This window comes from Bacteroides sp. AF39-16AC, assembly GCF_003602735.1.
Taxonomy (GTDB): domain Bacteria; phylum Bacteroidota; class Bacteroidia; order Bacteroidales; family Bacteroidaceae; genus Bacteroides; species Bacteroides uniformis.
In genome coordinates, this window is the sequence record NZ_QTLN01000014.1 from 12,091 (window position 1) to 28,909 (window position 16,819).

Annotated in this window: 15 protein-coding genes; 9 read left to right on the forward strand and 6 right to left on the reverse strand. The window is 40.8% G+C overall.

Translation table 11 applies throughout. From position 1 onward, the window contains the following. Position 1 precedes the first annotated feature (1 nt). From DW039_RS12500 to DW039_RS12515, 4 genes are read right to left on the reverse strand one after another with little or no spacing between them, the layout of a single operon-like run. Positions 2-937, reverse strand: coding sequence for a hypothetical protein (locus tag DW039_RS12500; RefSeq protein WP_005777320.1), 936 nt, complete (start codon positions 935-937; stop codon positions 2-4). Further along, complete coding sequence (locus DW039_RS12505; protein WP_118356361.1) at positions 922-3,360, reverse strand: AAA family ATPase; 2,439 nt, start codon at positions 3,358-3,360, stop codon at positions 922-924. Before DW039_RS12505 ends, DW039_RS12500 begins: the two co-directional genes overlap by 16 nt. Further along, positions 3,357-5,132 (reverse strand): type VI secretion system baseplate subunit TssF, encoded by a 1,776-nt coding sequence (locus tag DW039_RS12510; protein WP_118356360.1) that lies wholly within the window; start codon positions 5,130-5,132, stop codon positions 3,357-3,359. Before DW039_RS12510 ends, DW039_RS12505 begins: the two co-directional genes overlap by 4 nt. Positions 5,133-5,139: 7 nt before the next feature. After that, positions 5,140-5,562: a GPW/gp25 family protein gene (locus tag DW039_RS12515; RefSeq protein WP_004310150.1), complete on the reverse strand. Its 423-nt coding sequence runs from the start codon at positions 5,560-5,562 to the stop codon at positions 5,140-5,142. 167 nt (positions 5,563-5,729) lie between these two features. On the opposite strand from DW039_RS12515, the gene DW039_RS12520 reads away from it, so the two are divergent. From DW039_RS12520 to DW039_RS12555, 8 genes are all read left to right on the forward strand, one after another. Continuing rightward, complete coding sequence (locus tag DW039_RS12520; protein ID WP_004310151.1) at positions 5,730-6,197, forward strand: hypothetical protein; 468 nt, start codon at positions 5,730-5,732, stop codon at positions 6,195-6,197. 12 nt (positions 6,198-6,209) lie between these two features. Next, on the forward strand, positions 6,210-7,589 hold the full coding sequence (locus DW039_RS12525) for a DUF5458 family protein (protein ID WP_004310152.1): 1,380 nt from the start codon (positions 6,210-6,212) through the stop codon (positions 7,587-7,589). Positions 7,590-7,701: 112 nt separating this feature from the next. Then, positions 7,702-8,316: a hypothetical protein gene (locus tag DW039_RS12530; protein ID WP_004310153.1), complete on the forward strand. Its 615-nt coding sequence runs from the start codon at positions 7,702-7,704 to the stop codon at positions 8,314-8,316. A gap of 5 nt (positions 8,317-8,321) precedes the next feature. Then, positions 8,322-8,897: a hypothetical protein gene (locus DW039_RS21500; RefSeq protein WP_084819792.1), complete on the forward strand. Its 576-nt coding sequence runs from the start codon at positions 8,322-8,324 to the stop codon at positions 8,895-8,897. Positions 8,898-9,466: 569 nt separating this feature from the next. Continuing rightward, complete coding sequence (locus tag DW039_RS12540) at positions 9,467-10,243, forward strand: TetR/AcrR family transcriptional regulator (RefSeq protein WP_004310156.1); 777 nt, start codon at positions 9,467-9,469, stop codon at positions 10,241-10,243. A gap of 784 nt (positions 10,244-11,027) precedes the next feature. Continuing rightward, positions 11,028-11,441 carry a single-stranded DNA-binding protein gene (locus tag DW039_RS12545; protein ID WP_009017601.1) on the forward strand — a complete coding sequence of 138 codons (414 nt, stop codon included), beginning with the start codon at positions 11,028-11,030 and terminating at the stop codon, positions 11,439-11,441. A 238-nt stretch (positions 11,442-11,679) separates the two neighbouring features. Next, a complete protein-coding gene (locus tag DW039_RS12550; protein WP_009041028.1) occupies positions 11,680-12,435 on the forward strand; it encodes a ParA family protein in 756 nt (251 codons plus the stop codon). A 6-nt stretch (positions 12,436-12,441) separates the two neighbouring features. After that, positions 12,442-12,696 carry a hypothetical protein gene (locus DW039_RS12555; RefSeq protein ID WP_004310159.1) on the forward strand — a complete coding sequence of 85 codons (255 nt, stop codon included), beginning with the start codon at positions 12,442-12,444 and terminating at the stop codon, positions 12,694-12,696. 70 nt (positions 12,697-12,766) lie between these two features. Here the strand turns inward: DW039_RS12555 and DW039_RS12560 are convergent, their stop codons facing one another. Together DW039_RS12560 and DW039_RS21085 are read right to left on the reverse strand one after the other, a co-directional pair. Next, on the reverse strand, positions 12,767-14,086 hold the full coding sequence (locus DW039_RS12560) for an ATP-binding protein (protein ID WP_008768657.1): 1,320 nt from the start codon (positions 14,084-14,086) through the stop codon (positions 12,767-12,769). A 284-nt stretch (positions 14,087-14,370) separates the two neighbouring features. Continuing rightward, a complete protein-coding gene (locus tag DW039_RS21085; protein ID WP_005777345.1) occupies positions 14,371-14,607 on the reverse strand; it encodes a hypothetical protein in 237 nt (78 codons plus the stop codon). A gap of 48 nt (positions 14,608-14,655) precedes the next feature. Between DW039_RS21085 and DW039_RS12570 the strand changes: the two genes are divergently transcribed. Then, positions 14,656-16,395, forward strand: coding sequence for a ParB/RepB/Spo0J family partition protein (locus tag DW039_RS12570; protein ID WP_165853112.1), 1,740 nt, complete (start codon positions 14,656-14,658; stop codon positions 16,393-16,395). The last annotated feature ends 424 nt before the right edge of the window (positions 16,396-16,819 follow it).

The window sequence follows — 16,819 nt, forward strand, 5'->3', positions numbered from 1 at the left end:
TTCATAAGTTCATATTATATCCTAATCGGTTTTCTCCGAGTATAAAATCCGTTTCTCCACGTACCAGATAATCAACTTCGATATTTCTTGTTGAAAGGATGAAAAATTCAAGTATCCGGCGGACATTGGATAGATGCGTTTTTACCTCCTCATAGTCATCTGTCGGAGTATCAAGGATGATTGTCGCCGTCAAATCATCGGTTTCGCTTATCATTAGACCATTAAGGCCTAATGTCTGTCCGACACATCCGGAACCGACGGAAAGGTAAACCGTTTCATCAATCTCATGGACTTCCAGTCGCAGTTTCACCTTCAATCCCAAAACGATAAGAAGCAGTTGCTCGATAGCAGGCAGGTTCTCTTTATACCGTTCTGCATTGCAGAGGAATAGGAACAGCTTATATTTCTGATGGGAAGTAATGGATAGTTCGACATTTTCCATTACTTCAATCATCTTGATGAAGTTCTTCTTGGAGTCCGGGTCTGAAAAGAAATTCAGATGGCGGTTATTGATACGGACCTTTTCTTTGAAAAACTCTGTATCAAAGGGTGCAAAGAATTGTATAAGCTCTTTATCCTGTTTTTCATTGGCTCGGATGGCTTCAACTATCTCCTTGTTGCTCATGCCCGGTGTGCTAAGCACCAATGGATGAAATAGTAATTCCGGCAATTGATGATAGATGCTGTTTCTTGCCAGATTCAGCAATATATATTCTTTGTCGGCATTTGTCGCCGCGATATGCTGTACCGAAACACTTAATACATCTCTGGATTTCACACGACTGTTCATACCATGGCAATTAACCATAGTATGGTCCAACAGCCGCCGGTCAAGAATAAATTGAAGTTCATCATAAAAGATTTCTGCGACAAAATTTATTGCCTGACTTCGTTGGATGCTTTCCAAGGGTTTCTTTTGCGCTAACATTGTTCCCATATCAGTTCACCGTTTCGATAGTTTATGACGATGTTGTCACCCGACTTGATTTGCTCAGAGACAATCAGACGAGATACGGACTTCTTGATATAAGTTCTTATGACTCCTGCTATCGGACGTGCGCCGTATTTGGGAGAATACCCTTTGTTTGCCAGATGTTGCAATGCTTCATCCGACAAATTCAACTGGATGTTTTTCTGTTTCATCAGTTGTTCTTGCAATCTTCCAAAATGGAGGTTGAATATCTGTTTGGCGACATTTTCATCTATTGGCGCAAACGGAACCACCTCGGTGAGACGTCCCAAAAATTCAGGTCGGAAATACTGTGCCATAACCTCGATGAGCTTTCCGGAATCAGGAGTATGTCCGGATTGTATTTGTTCCACAATCCACTGGCTTCCGATATTGGAGGTGAAAATGATTATGGAATTTGAAAAATCTCCTTCCCGGCCCAGTTTATCATGTATCTTGCCTTCATCCATCATTTGCAGGAAAACATCATAAACGCTGCTATGGGCTTTCTCAATCTCATCGAATAACACTACCGAATAAGGTTTCTGTCTGATTTGAGTGACCAGTAAACCACCTTCCTCATATCCTACATATCCCGGAGGTGCACCATACAGCAATGCAGCCGAATGTTCTTCCTTGAACTCGGACATGTCAAATCTGATCATGGCTGATTCGTCATCAAACAGTAACTCGGCCAGTGATTTTGTGAGTTCTGTTTTTCCCGTTCCGGTAGGGCCAAGGAAGAAGAATGAACCTATAGGCTTCTTGGGGTCACTCAGTCCGCTGCGTGATTCTATAATGGCATCTGATAAAGTCGTAATGGCCCGGTTCTGTCCTTTGACCCGTTCTTGCAATTTGCTCTCGATGCTCAAAAGTCGATCCTTCTCGCGGGCTTGTATTTTTCCGATAGGTATATTGGTGCACTCCGCTACAATCGCCTCTATTTCCGAAGAGCGTATCTCTTCAATAGACTGGTCGGATAGTGCCTTTAATTCTTTGATGATGCCCGACAAACGTCCTGCTTTTATCGCGATGTCATCTTCTTTATCCCATACATAGTTGTCTGACAGTTTGGTGGTCAATACGACACTGATTTTGCTGAATACAGAACGGTATAGTAAGTAAAGCGGCCCTTCAGATATTTTTTCGTCGAGATTCTTTATTTCCTCAAAATCCGCTTCCAAATCAGAAACACTGGCTCGTGCATTCTTATTGCATAGCCGGACGGCAGCAGCGGTTCTGTCAAGCAGGTCGATGGCGGCATATGGCAGGCTGCGTTCCTTAAAATATCGTTTGGAGAGTGCGATTGAATCTTTAATACACGCATCTGAAATTCTCAGCTCGTAATAGTTTTCAATCCTTTTTTTATGTAATTGTATGGCACTTTCAAGTGTAGCCGTATCCAGTTCTTCAATCTTTATGATATCAAGACGCCCTTCTATCGGATGCTTTTCGATGTTCTTCCGGTAAGAATCGTTCGTGAGTGTGAGAACAAGATTTGCGGCTCCCTCGCTGATTTGCGCACTTAATATGTTGATAAGTGTGGATGCTTTGCCTGATACGCTGTTCTCCAAAAGGACCTGTAAATCATCAATCACCAGCACAGCTTGTTCCAATTGGTTGAGTTTGTGCATCAGATTGACAACTTTTTGTGCTATCTCCGTTTCAGACGAGGTTGATGCGAGCAGTTTTGCCGTATTGAGTCCGACAATAGATATTTGCTTTAACATCTCGTCTTCATTCTCACAGATATCTTTGACAAAGGCGTTGATGATGGAACTCTTCCCGATACCGGATTCACCGACAATCAGTATGCCCTTGTTCTCTGAGCGTTCGAGGCATTCTAAAATAGTACGGACCTCTTTTTCCCTACCGACGACAAAGCCACCGGCATTGATGGTTTCTTGCTTTTTTAGGTTGTCGGCATAAGGAACGCTTGCTGTTATCTGCATTTCCTCTCCTTGATAAGAATGCAACGGGGTAAGGGCATTGTAGTGGGACAATATGTCATCTTCCGAAACATCCAGCATCTCTATCTGCTGATGCGAATATACGACACCTTCACGCAATATGGCGGTAAACACACAGATGGAGTCTATGGAATCCGCTCCTAATTTAATTTTAGACCGTTCGGACTCATCCAAGACTTTTGACACTTCTTCGTCAGGCTCCACTTCTTCTGTGGAAGTGCCACTGGACCTATACATTTCGCGGTGGGTGTCAAACCATTCCATTATGTAGCCGACATCCTTCTGCATCGAGGATAAAATTTCTTTTAGACCCGTGTTTTCTGCAAACATGGCCATGACAAGATGTGACACGCCGAACGTGTTATGCTTGTCTTGAAGTGCCATTCCTCTTGCTATCTTAAGGGCAGACACCAAACTTGGACTATAATTGCTATCATTCATACGAATTTGATTTTATAGTTTGAATTACATACAGAGCGTTCAGTCAAATCTTTTTCAAGATAATGGGCCAATTCTTCCAGATTGGGAATTTCATCTTTATCAAATTGTCCAAGTTTTATCTTGACCTCTGTCACTCTGATTAATCCTTTTTTGCTGTCAGGAGATATAGCTACGCCATTACCGACTTCGACTGATTCAACATGTTTTCCCAGCTTGTGAAACAAGTAGCTTTTGATGTCTTCTTTAGATATAATCCGTTCCCGGGACAACAGACCATACCTTAAACTATTAATAAGTTCCTGTTCGCTATCATGCGTTGTTCCTCCTTGCATACAAGTGCGCAACATGATGCCTGAAGCGTCATATTTTTCTATGTTGAATTGCTGTATCAATGTGCGTTCATTGAAACCGTTCGCCAGAGATCCGGAAGTCACCCAATATTTTATCTCGGCATTGGTCGCATCCTTTTGTGGGACACTTAAAACAAAGGCCTTTATTTTGTTATCTCCTTTTAGCGTGGCCTCCAATCCTTTCTCTATATCATTTATCTTGTTGAACAACTCTTTGAGCTGCGTCGAAAGTGCATCCGGATTCATTGAAGCAAAAGCACTCCCGTCTTCTTTCATTAATTGTAACACTTTTGAAATTAATGAGCGGGCACTGTCCGAATCAAATCGTTCAAGGTCGCCAAAATACAGACTGAATATACCTGTCGGATTTTCCTCATACTGGTTCAGTCGGTTTACATATTCCCGGCCTTTGTTGTCTTGAAACGAGCGTATGTTCAAGAATTGTGTACGGCCCGGACATTTCAGGGGTATAATTCGTCCGGTGGAACGGAAATTATGCTGTTTGTAAACGATTTGTCTGTTTACAACCGGAAATGTGTTCAAATATACTTCCAGATTTTCAAGACTTTCTTTCGTGAATATTTCCGGAAAGACTATCTTGACCCAAAAGAGATTCTCAGAGTCATCCGGGACCTCGCAGTCGGCCACATAACCGGGAAACATTTCTCGGTAGGTATGTTTCTCTTTGGAAGCATCTTTTATACTCACATTAAAATATAGGTCACTATAAAAATCGCGGATTTCATCAAAGTAGTGCGCATTACTATATGGATCTTCAACATGAAGGCCTGTTTTTGCATTCAATCGGTTTCCTGTGCAGTCATAGAAGAAAGCCATATTCATAAACGGAAGCAACCCCATATCGGAAGGCTTGATACAAAACATTACAGAGTCCATTTTTTGCAGGACTTCTTTAGACACATCCAGCCCGACCCAGACGCAATAATCCGCTATCCGGTTTTTAGGGCCAAGGAAGCGTGTTGGAGTGCTAAAGCTATCGGTTGAATGCCTTATACTATCGTTGTATGCGATTGCTTTGACTTTTGCATCAACCAGTTTATAGGAAAACAAAGGGGTTATAAAGACTTGAATATCCCCTTTGCCAAATATGTTTTTCTCTGCATAAAAGTGATCTTCGGCATCAAGTTCGCAACATTCCCCATGATTGGGGGTAATAGTCATAAGCGCATGGGCCGGCTTTGGCAGCGACCATTTGTTTCCTATGAGTATTCTGGACAGGCGGTGAAGTATCCGTGAATCGGACTGATCTATTTCTTGATGCAGCTTGTTGGACTCATGGGCAAAAACTTCAAGCAGCAAATCTATCACGGGGTCCATATCGCGTATATCGGATACACCCCAAAACTCCATAGCCTGCTTTAATATTCGTTCCTTTATTGCGATTTGTTTCTTGTCTGACATAGTTCGATTATTGTGATAAAGGGCTTATATATAATGAGGTGTTAAAACTGAATTTCTCGTTGGTTCTATCCATTATTCCGGTCACCGTTATTTGTGCCTTTCTTCGGATATGAGATACTTTATCTATATTTTCTTCTTCTATTTCCAAAAGGGTGACGTTCACATCTACATTCCGTAGTCTCTTTTCATATTTCTCTATCGTTTTTATTAAGGAGTTTTTTACTCCTTCCTCCCAATCGCTGATTTTCACAAGTTGGTTGAACTCAAGGTCCCATATCATGGAACCAAAGTCTTCTCGGCCGATAACTTCCCCATGGTGAGAAAGAATCAGTAGCATGATGTGTTGGGCTATCGATTCCTGATAGGAACACCTTTGCAATTTCTTGGCAACAGCCGATTGCAATTGTAATGGCATTTTCAGGTAAGTCATACTATTCTTTTATTTTATTCTATTTCGCAAATATACTCTTTTCCTTGTTAGATGCCAATAAAATGCTCCTAAAAATTTGACGGTTTCAGAAATAATTCATATATTGCGCACGGTCACAAAACCAAAAGAGAGCTATAAAAAAAGTATGATATTAAAAAGTAAATTCTATGGCAATCTACAATTATGGAATTGGAGGCAACGAAGTAAAAGTCGATGCGAACGAATCCATCGCGGAAATCCCCTCCAACCGAACTTTGATAGTTCAAAAACTGACAGATGAAGCTCCTGCGGCTCCGGAAAGCGTGTATGGTTTGGAAACCATTGAAGATGTGTTCCAACGTTTTGAACCAACAGTTGACTTATGCCACGTGGATGCGGAAGGTAATGAAATCAAGGAAATCATGACATTCACCGGACTTGGAGACTTCGGAGCCAAGAAGATTAAAGAGAAGAGTGATTTCTTGAGTAAACTTGACATTGAGAAAGAGCAGGGTGTCAGAATAACTCGCCAGCTTACTTCCAACCGCGCTTTACAGAAAGCACTTGAAAATCCGGAAGTCAAAAATGCCATTATGGACGTGATTGAATCATCAATCGAGGAGATTCTGGCAAATCAAAAGAAAGTAGAACTTTAATCTTTTACTAAGATGAAGCAGGAAACTCAACAACAGACAGCCAGTACGACAACCTCACAGAAAGTCGTATCACAACAGGCGCAAAAGTCATCTGCATCGGCAATAGACAAACTCAAAGAATTTGGTGGCTTCGCTTTTCTTGAAAATATCATAGATGGGTATTCCAATCTTAATCCGGCACGAAAGGCCCGTCGCAACATCTTCCTCACGGATGAACAGTGGGAAAATGAACGTAAGGCCTTGGTTAATCGCTTAAGCGTATGGCTCAAACTCTTACGTGAGAATGACACTGCCGAACAAATGCGGGACAAGGCCAAAGAAACCGCAGAAAACGCCGAGAACCTTCTTAATCATAACTTGAAGAATGCTCTTGCCAGGACACGGGAACTTGAAAGCGCATATCGCACTATTGCGTTCTTTTACAAGAACACGGAAAGTGATAAGGTGAAGAATGTCACCATTGTCAATGCGACCATGGAGCAGCTTCAGGATTTGGACAATACCATTTTCGCTGACCACATTAGCAACGAACTCAAACAGAATTTTGACCGTCTTGACCTGCGTCGCAACTACTCCTTGCTTGTCGTTCCTGGATATATAGGCTCAAATGCCATTTTGGATAAGTGGTCTAAAATGGCATACGAGAACAAGGTTTTTCTTGTTACAGACTTCCAAGACCTTGAAACTCCGGACGATGTAGTAGATATATTCTTCAATGCCAATCATACGAGTGGAGATGTGTTCAAATCGAATACTATTATGACCTGTAACTGGTTGCTTGGTCGTCAAAGAGAGGAAAGCGTTGGAGAAGAAGAAAATCTTTATATTCCGCCATCTTCTTCACTTGCCGGAAAAATATACAACACCTTAATGTCTCAGGTAGTAGCCGGAAAGAAATTTGGTGGACTTAATGAAGTAGAAAGTGTACGCTTCGACCTTCGCAAGAGCGAGATTTCAGAGCTTGAACGTATGGGGCTTGTGCCGATGGTGAACGAGTACAGCAAGGTTATGGCTTTCTCCGCCAAGACATTATTTAATGGAGATAATCTTGGCTTGCAGACCTACTCCGTAGTTCGTGTATTCGACTATATAACGAAGGTACTGATTGACTTCCTGAACCGTCGGGCATTTGAAAATTGGACTACTCGCACGGAAGCAGATTTACGTGGTCAGGTTGTGAAATTCCTCGATAGTGTAATGGGACCGAACAAACTCATCGAACGCTTCAAGGTTATGAAGATTGAACAAGACCCGAATCAGAAAGACCGTGTGCTTCTTGACATCCACATCACACCGTATTTCCCGGCAAAAAGCTTCGTGATACAGCTTGCCGGTCATAAAGGCGATAATCCGGAGGATGCTATTTGGGAAAGCGAATATCATCAAGAATAGTATTGAATAATTTTAAATTTACAGATGGGCATAGTTATGCCCATCTGTAAATCATTTATCAGGGTCATGTGTTGCTGAAATTATATGTCTTATTATTGAAATCTTTACTTATATGAAACTCCGAGATGTGGATATTATTATTTCTGGTACAAAAACTGGGGATACCTATTATGCAAAATCTTATCCATGCAGTGATATGGATAAGAATAGCAAAATAGAGCTCTATGGAGTCCCTGTATATTATGTCTATATCAAAGGTACTGATGATAAAGGTCAAAGTGTAAAATATACATGGAAAGCATTACGCTTCATGCCGTATTATAACCCACCAAATTTTAGTTCTTATAAAACAATTGGATGGGTTAATAGTGGCTTGCATAAGCTCAATAGGCAGCCTGCACCAGAATATAAAAAAGCCTATGAGGTACATAATACATATTCTCAACATAATGGTGCAATAGTTCTAAAAGGAACTTTTTACATTCACGCTGGTCCTGAAGATCTTACTCATATTGGATGGGGAGCAGCAGGGTGCGTTGAAATAATAGGAAGTTTTAGTGAGTTTAAAGATCAAGTAAAAGAATTATCGGGGTCAACTCAAGTTGATGCGGATAGTGCAATTTCTGAATTAGTTTTTTATAAAAAACTTTATATAGAAATTGAATATGCTACTCCACCCAATATTAAAGCGAATTTTTATAAAGAAGTTAGTATAAAAAGGAGATAAGATTTATGTGTAACATAAAATATATACTATGTACTATATTTTGTATGTGTGCATATCTTCATGCTGCTGCAATCTGTAGCGATAGTATATCTGATAAGTTTTCATATAAGGTACTTGAAAATTTCAATTATTGTTGGGATAATAATAATATTGTCTATGAGGATACTAATTCCAAAGATACTGCTTTATTTGTCTCGTCTCATAAATACATAATCTCTCCTATTTTAAACGCTTTTTGTAATAATGTGAACGAACAGACAGAGTTGGCTAAGATCGGATATTGTTGTAAGCATTATCTCATTAAAGTCCCAAATAAATCAAAGAAAAATATACAATATTACTCTATAGAAATCAATATTCTATCTAATATAAAGAGTCATGCCCCCATAACCTCAAAAATAGAAGAATTAAAAAAACAGGACTATGCGATTATTGATATTATATCAGAGGCTCCTGTTATGTGTCTTGTTTTTGTGGAAGCTGATTATTTAGTAGCCGTAACTTATAATATGTTCTATGATTTTGATGATGTATTATCCTTTTCGAAATTCTTTGTAAAAGAACACTTCTCAACAAAATAATAAGATGTCATTACACAGTGAATATAAAACGTAATACATCCTCTTTCAAAGAAAAAATAGAGTTTCATTTTTCGATATATAATGCTTCTTCATTCTTATAATTCTCACATGAATAATCCAACATGAAGTTTTCTTTATATGAAATCATTAGGGTCTCATTTAAATTGACTTCTCTTATCGCAACCGGAAACTATCAGGGATTTAATGTAGATGTGCAGCAAGTTTTCTTCGTGTAGTGAGTGTTCTTTTTTCAAATTGGAGATTTTCCTATAATATAGCAATAAATAAGTAAATTAATACGTCTATTATTGAAATGCAAATTTATTGGTAAACGTAGTTTTTATATTCTGTCTATTGTTTGTAAAGCATAAAAATGTATATTTGCAACAGACCCAATTGCTCTATATCAAAACAAATGAAAAGAGAATGGAATAGCTGTATAAATACTTACAGCCTACCTTGGGATATTATCGTCAATTCAGAAAAGAAGAAGTTTATCGAAAGCTAAAATAAAAATATTTCCTTTTACTGATTTTTGCAGATTTATTTTTATAACATACTATATAATAGTGAAACAGAAAGAAAAGAAAGCTCGAAATAGGAGGACAAATGAACAAATAGACAAGGAGGTAATATCCGAACTTGAAAAGCTTGTAGCTGAATATGGTTTTGGTAATGTCAATTTGAGTGCATTGATGAAAGCTGCAAACATAGAAGCTAATGTGTTTTATAGAAGATACGGCTCAATGGAAAACCTTTACGACAGGCTTGCCAAGCAGTATGATTTCTGGATCAATGATACTATTGACGTTTCCAGCCTGAACATATTGGGACCTAAAAAGTTTTTTGCGGAAACATTCAAGACCCTTTATAGGAACTTGTCTGATAACACTGTAATGCAAAAGTTGTTACTTTATGAAATGTCGGTTATTAATGAAACGACAAAGAGAACAGCAGAAACACGGGATATTATGAATCTAAATTTGATTGCGTTTTATGACAATCTGTTTAAACCGGCGAAAATCAATATTAAAGCTATTATGGCGAATCTGATTGGAGGAATTTATTATCTGATACTTCATAGGAGGTGTGCGAAAACCTGTACAATAGATTTTAGTACTCAAGAAGGGGAAAAGGTCTTTTTCGAATGGATAGATTTTCTAACAGATGCCATTTTTGACAAACTGGAAGCGTATGAAAGGAATAGAAAAGCAGCTCAAGAAATGTTATCAGACGGCATAAGTGAGTTTAAAATATGTAAATACATGGGCATCAATAAAAATGACTTAAAAATGTTACTTTCAAATAGCCATAGAAATTCACGAGAACTTTCAAAGGAAAGCTAAAAATTTTATTTATAGTACATATCATATTGATAAGTAGAATACCATAAAATATTCGCAAAGCTCCATTGCTGCGTAAATCCCTATCCGGATACTTTGTATTAATAGCGGTCATTATCTGTATGGCCGTCGTGTGTATCTATGAACATATAAGTGATTATGGACTTAATAGTCTAATCAGGTCATTGGAGCAAGGGGTATTTGACGTTAGCTATTGTCGGTTACTTTTATAATTTTTTTCTATATCCCTCTGTATAAGGACTGATAGGCTGCTACAAGAAAAATCTGACACGCTTTGTGTAGCGCGTTACATAAAATGCGTCAAGTTATTTTTCAAAGGGTACACGAACAGACTTGAAATTGCGGATAATGATATAACTATATCACTATTCACAGTTTCAAGGTAGTCTTTGGAGCTTAGTCCTGCATGTCCGTTCTCCTGTTTTATTATTCCCTGCTTTAGCGTTTTCTATTCCTTTTTTATATACTTCTATTTATCGCTTTTCTGCTGCCGTGCAACCTGCCGTGGATTGAATTTTTCCGCGAAGGTAATCGCCAGTCCCAGTCGTGTCAATGCCGGCATTCAGCCGCAAGTGAAGCGCAAAAATCTTCCTCTCCGCTGGTGAGCGTATTTTTCCTCTTCAGCCTTGCCAGATTGTTCCTGCCGCCTTTGGATGCAGAAAAAATCATCCCGGAGGTCGCAAACAGGCCGAACAGAGGGAAATAAAGAATATTTATAAACTAAGGTAACGGTAGGATTAACCACCTGCCACAAAAAGAATTTATTATGTTATACGTTCACACAATTGGTCGCATTGGCAAGGATTGCCAGGTTATTACTGGAGCACACGGTTCATTCATTGCATTTGATATTGCGGTAGATGACTATTCACATGGAAACAGCATCACTACTTGGGTAAGGGTACGGAGTAAGAAAGAGAACCATATTCGACTATCCGAATATCTTACCAAAGGACGGTTACTGCTCATTGAAGGGACACTTTCAGCTTCACTGTGGAAGGATAAGGATGAAAACTGTCAGATTCAACTATCCATTACGGCAGACGCATTGGAGTTCATCAATACCGGAAAGCGTGAGGGTACAACTTCAGAAGCAGAGAGTCCGACAGATGCCGCAAGTAATGTACCTGTACCACCGGTAGCTATGCCGCAAGAGGACAAGGAAGACTTGCCGTTCTGATGATGTGCATATAGTATTGAACAACAATAAATACTAAATGTAGTATTTACTAATTATAGTAAAGTAGGAAGTTAGTGAGTTACCTATTACTGAAAGTAGTATTTACTACATTTAGTCTATTAGTATTTTAGTATAGTAGTAAATACTAAAATACTCTTTTTAGTAAAATAGTATATACTAATTATAGTATTTACTAAGAATAGTATTATCTTTGTATCGCATATAAAGACATCAAATTATGACAAAAATTATAGCTGTTTTGAATCATAAGGGTGGGGTTGGCAAGACAACTACCACCATCAATCTTGCCGCTGCTTTGCGACAGAAGAAAAAGCGTGTACTGGCTATCGACATGGACGGGCAGGCAAATCTTACAGAATCGTGTGGTCTCTCCATTGAGGAAGAACAAACGGTGTATGGGGCAATGAGAGGTGAATATCCCTTACCGGTTATCGAACTGGAGAACGGACTTGCTGTTGTGCCGTCCTGTCTCGACCTGTCGGCGGCAGAATCCGAACTGATAAACGAGCCGGGACGTGAGTTGATACTGAAAGGTCTGATTACGAAGTTGCTTGACAGTCGGAAGTTTGACTACATCCTGATTGATTGTCCACCTTCACTGGGCTTGCTGACACTCAATGCCCTTACCACAGCGGACTTTCTGATTATTCCGGTGCAGGCACAATTCCTCGCCATGCGCGGAATGGCGAAGATTACAAGCGTAATTGAGATTGTCAAGGAACGCCTGAACCCGAACCTGAGTATTGGTGGCATTGTTATTACCCAGTTTGACAAGCGCAAGACACTCAACAAGAGCGTAGCTGAAATTATCAATGACTCTTTCTGTGACAAAGTGTTCAAAACGCTTGTACGGGACAATGTGGCACTGGCCGAAGCTCCTATAAAGGGAAAGAACGTCTTTGAGTACAATAAGAACTGCAATGGAGCCAAAGATTATATGGCTTTAGCACAAGAGGTTTTGAAATTAAAATAAGACAATATGGGCAAGAGTGATTTATTGAAAGACAGTATGAAAAGCGGACTGGACGGATTGCTGTCATCCACGAAGAAATCTCCGCAAAAGAAGGAAGCCACACCACTTAAAACTGAAAAAGAGCCTGCGGTACATTGCAATTTCGTTATCGACAAGAGTGTTCATACGCGTATGAAATTCCTTGCTATTGAGAAGAATATGTCATTGAGAGACATTGTAAATGAGGCGATGAAGGAGTATTTGGAAAAAAACGGTAAGTGAGGGTATGTTCCTCGCTTACCGTTCTTTTAAATCTGTGACTTCTGTTAGTACGTTATGCCGATATGTATTGCTACATATCAGTCATTGACAACCCTTTGTATGACAGGGAATAACCTTTGAACTCTCCCGTTGCACGCATGAAAGCGGCTGCTTTCGCTTCCAGTTTTTCCATGTCGATATTTTCGGCCTTGCGTTTGACTTCGAAAAATGTCGCCGTATCGTCCAGTTCGTTTTCAGCTACTATGTCTATTTCGTTCTCACCCTTGCGGTCCCACCAGCCTCCGATACGCGTATAGACTTGCCGTTCTATCAGTACACGCTTAAAGTAACGTTCAAGCATCAGACCGCTGAAAGTTTCATAATCCCGACCTATAATCATCTTCACACTTCCATAGTTCTCTATCTCCAGCATATAGCTGTACTTGTAGATGAAGCGGAACCAGAACGTGAAAAAATTATCCTCGATGACATACCGGACATTCTTGGCGGAACTCTTCTCGAACAGCGGTTGCTTCTTCGATATGATTTCGTATTCTTTTTCCAGCTTGGTAAGATAACCGCCGATTTCCTTGCCTACCACGTTTTCAATTTCCGAACGGGATGTTTTTCCTCGTGCAATGGCCGATAGTATGGAGAAATAGATTCCGTAATCCTTGCCGAACTCTTCGATAAGAATCGCTTTACCCTCGCCCAAAAATATGGAGTCGGCCTTTATAATCTGGTCGAGCATAGTCGTTTTGGCTGTTGCTCCTGCATCCACGAGTAGTTGTACATACTTCGCCACACCGCCCGTGAAAGCGTACAATGCCAGCAGATCTTCCGCCGTGTAGCCGGGGTTGTATTCCGAAAGAATATCTTTCAGAACAGTTGGGGTAAACGGACGCACAGTCATAAAGCGCGACTGCCGGTTATACAACGGCTCTTTCTTATCCTTGAATATCTTTGTCATCATGGAATAAATCGAACCACAGACAATCAGGTTAATACGGGACTTCGGGCTGTATAGATCCCAGATGCGCTGCATATCGCTGAACACCGATTTGTTCACACGGAAAAACTCCTGGAACTCGTCGATAAAGAGTGTGATGGGACGTTCTGCCGAAAGTTTCATCAGGTACTCGAACACATCGGTAAAGTGCTCGGCCCGCCCCATGGTTGGGACTCCCAACTTGTTCTCTATTTCAAGCCGGTAGTCCTCACACAAATCGCCTTCGGCTTTCCGGGCAACAAAGAAATAGAGAATCGGTTCGTCCTCGTATGCCTTCCACACGAGTGATGTCTTACCGATACGGCGACGTCCCGTTACCACTGTAAACTGAGCATTGTTTTTGGCCATTTCGCGAATCTTGCGAAGAGAGGCTATTTCTTCTGTCCTGTCAAAAAATCTCATATCCTTATCCTTTTTTATTGCTGTTTCCGAAACGTCTGTTTCCGAAACGTCTGTTTCCGAAACGGCTGTTTCGTTACTGCAAAAATAATGCAAATTTCTGGTAAAACAGGCAATTGATACAGATTTATTTAGCGAAATGGCTCAAAGGATTTTTATCTGGTAAGTTCCATTCCTGTTTTACACCGTCTGGTCTTACGTCCTTCCGCTTGTCCCGTTGTATCGTTAATCATCCCTTTATAGTTCCATCCGTTTTACCATCCGCCTTTCAGCGTATTCTTCCTTTTCTATATTCTTTTAATGCCACTCATCCGGTCCATTCCTGCCATCACCGGTTGGTTTTCCAGACGCAAAGGTGGACTGCCGCGCTTGATTCCGTCGCTTTGAAGTGCATTTCCTATAAAATTCTTCCTTTCTGCGAAAGAGTAATTTTCCGGAAAAAGCGTCGGAAATCGCTTATTCGTCAGTCCTTGTAAAGCATCTGTAAATCCCAAGCGGTTCAGGCAGAAAAGAGAACCGAACAAAGGGAAAATAAAAAATTAAATATTAAAACCAATTAAATTTTTATGATTATGGAAGCAACAGCAATTCAATCAGTAGAGAAAAACATCACAATGGTAGCATTGGCAAACGTGCAGCCGAGCAATTACAACCCACGTAAGAATTTTGACGAAGCGAGCCTTGCAGAACTTTCCGAGAGTATTCGTCAGCAGGGTGTGTTACAGCCTATTGGAGTACGCCCAATAGAAGACAACCGCTTTGAGATTGTTTTTGGAGAACGCCGATATCGTGCCTCCCTCATGGCAGGATTGGAAGACATTCCGGCTGTCGTTATGGAAATTTCAGACGAAGTTGCCGAAGAAATGGCGGTAACTGAAAACCTCCAGCGCAAGGATGTTACCCCGATAGAGGAAGCAAATGCCTACCAAAAGCTCATTGATAGTGGTCGCCACGATGTGCAGTCTTTGGCGGTGCAGTTCGGTAAAAACGAAAGCTATATCCGCACACGCCTTAAATTCGTTTCCTTAATGCCCGAAATCGCACAGCTTTTGGAACAGGACGAAATCACAATCAGCGTAGCGAGCGAAATTTGCCGTTATGGGGAAGATATTCAGAAAGAGGTGTACAACAAGCATCTTAAAGAGGGGGTGCAGTACAATAGTTGGCGAGGAATGAAAGCCTCTGATGTTGCACGGAACATCGAACGGCAATATACCACCGACTTGGAGCGATACGCATTTGACAAGACCCTCTGTCTGTCGTGTCCTCACAATACAAATAATATGATGTTATTTTGCGAGGGTGGTTGCGGAAATTGCGCCAATCGTACTTGCCTTGCTGAAATGAATGCAGCATATCTCACGGAGAAAGCCGTGCGCCTTATGGAAGAACGCCCTGAGGTATCCCTCTGCTATGAAAGTTTCAACAGCAATGAAGCCGTAGTAGAACGTCTTACCGCCATGGGTTACGAAGTGGAAAGCCTTAACTATTATGCAAAGGCATATCCCGAACAGCCCGAAGCACCCCGAAAAGAAGAGTACGACACCACCGAAGAATACGAACAGGCACAGAGCGAGTTCGAACAGGATTTGAACGATTACACGGAAGAATGCGAAGAAATCCGTACCCGAAGTGAAGCAGGTGAAATCATCCTTTATTTCCGTATTGAGAGCAAGGACATCGTACTCTGTTATGTTCCGAAAGTTACCTGTACTACCAATGACACAAAACAGGAGCAGACGCTTTCACCGGTAGAGAAGTTGGAAAAGCAAGACAAACGCAACAAGGAAATTGCCCTTGAAAAGACTGTAGAGGACACAAAAAAACAGATTTTGGAGGTTGATATGTCCGATTGCAAGTTTGGGCAAGACGAGGACAAGATGATTTATTTCTTCTTGCTATCATCCCTCCGCAAAGAGCATTTCGAAGCGGTAGGTATCGAGGAAAAAAAGCCTTATTCCTACCTTACAGATGAAGAAAAGATAAACATCATTGCCAACCTCACGAGCAAGCAGAAAGCGATTATTCGCAGGGATTTTCTAATTGCTAATTTCAAGAACGCATACGGCAACAATGCCATTGCATCCCTCTTGCTTGACTTCGCACAAAAACATATGCCCGACCTGTTGGCAGACATCAAGAACGGACATAATGAAGTGTATGAGAAGCGTCACCAACGTATCGAAGAGAAAAAAGCCGTTCTTTTGGTGCAGGAACAAGCAAAGCAGGAAGCGGAGCAATCTGACAAACAGCAATCCGAAGTAGGGATGCAGACCGAAGAACAGCCACAAGAGGAAGATATTGCAGCTTAACCATAATCAGTAACCAACGAATAGAGGGTGGAGTAATCTGTCCTCTATTCGTTCCTAATTTGTAATTAGATTAAGGTGAAGATGTTCACGGACAACTGCTCCAAACCGTTGTCGGGCGGCGCGTCTGCCGGGCAAACCCGCCATCCGCGCGATTATGCCTTTTCTATCCCATTTATAGCTACCTCCCGATACCCCGCCGCCACCCGTCTTCATTTATACCTATCAGTTTCCTCCTTTTTATCTTTTCCATCTTATTCCTTCTCCGGTTCCTTCCTGTCCTCGCCGGTTGGTTTTCCAGACGCGAAGGTGGACTGCCGCGCTTGATTCCATCGCTTTGAAGTGCATTTTTATAAAATTCTTCCTTTCTGTGAAAGAGTAATTTTCCAAAAAAAGTGTTGGAAGTAGCTTGTTCGTCAGTCCTGTA

Coding starts and splice junctions, on each gene's coding strand:
- DW039_RS12500 (WP_005777320.1), bottom strand. CDS start 937: ATGGGAACAATGTTAGCGCAAAAGAAACCCTTGGAAAGCATCCAACGA.
- DW039_RS12505 (WP_118356361.1), bottom strand. CDS start 3,360: ATGAATGATAGCAATTATAGTCCAAGTTTGGTGTCTGCCCTTAAGATA.
- DW039_RS12510 (WP_118356360.1), bottom strand. CDS start 5,132: ATGTCAGACAAGAAACAAATCGCAATAAAGGAACGAATATTAAAGCAG.
- DW039_RS12515 (WP_004310150.1), bottom strand. CDS start 5,562: ATGACTTACCTGAAAATGCCATTACAATTGCAATCGGCTGTTGCCAAG.
- DW039_RS12520 (WP_004310151.1), top strand. CDS start 5,730: ATGGCAATCTACAATTATGGAATTGGAGGCAACGAAGTAAAAGTCGAT.
- DW039_RS12525 (WP_004310152.1), top strand. CDS start 6,210: ATGAAGCAGGAAACTCAACAACAGACAGCCAGTACGACAACCTCACAG.
- DW039_RS12530 (WP_004310153.1), top strand. CDS start 7,702: ATGAAACTCCGAGATGTGGATATTATTATTTCTGGTACAAAAACTGGG.
- DW039_RS21500 (WP_084819792.1), top strand. CDS start 8,322: ATGTGTAACATAAAATATATACTATGTACTATATTTTGTATGTGTGCA.
- DW039_RS12545 (WP_009017601.1), top strand. CDS start 11,028: ATGTTATACGTTCACACAATTGGTCGCATTGGCAAGGATTGCCAGGTT.
- DW039_RS12550 (WP_009041028.1), top strand. CDS start 11,680: ATGACAAAAATTATAGCTGTTTTGAATCATAAGGGTGGGGTTGGCAAG.
- DW039_RS12555 (WP_004310159.1), top strand. CDS start 12,442: ATGGGCAAGAGTGATTTATTGAAAGACAGTATGAAAAGCGGACTGGAC.
- DW039_RS12560 (WP_008768657.1), bottom strand. CDS start 14,086: ATGAGATTTTTTGACAGGACAGAAGAAATAGCCTCTCTTCGCAAGATT.
- DW039_RS12570 (WP_165853112.1), top strand. CDS start 14,656: ATGGAAGCAACAGCAATTCAATCAGTAGAGAAAAACATCACAATGGTA.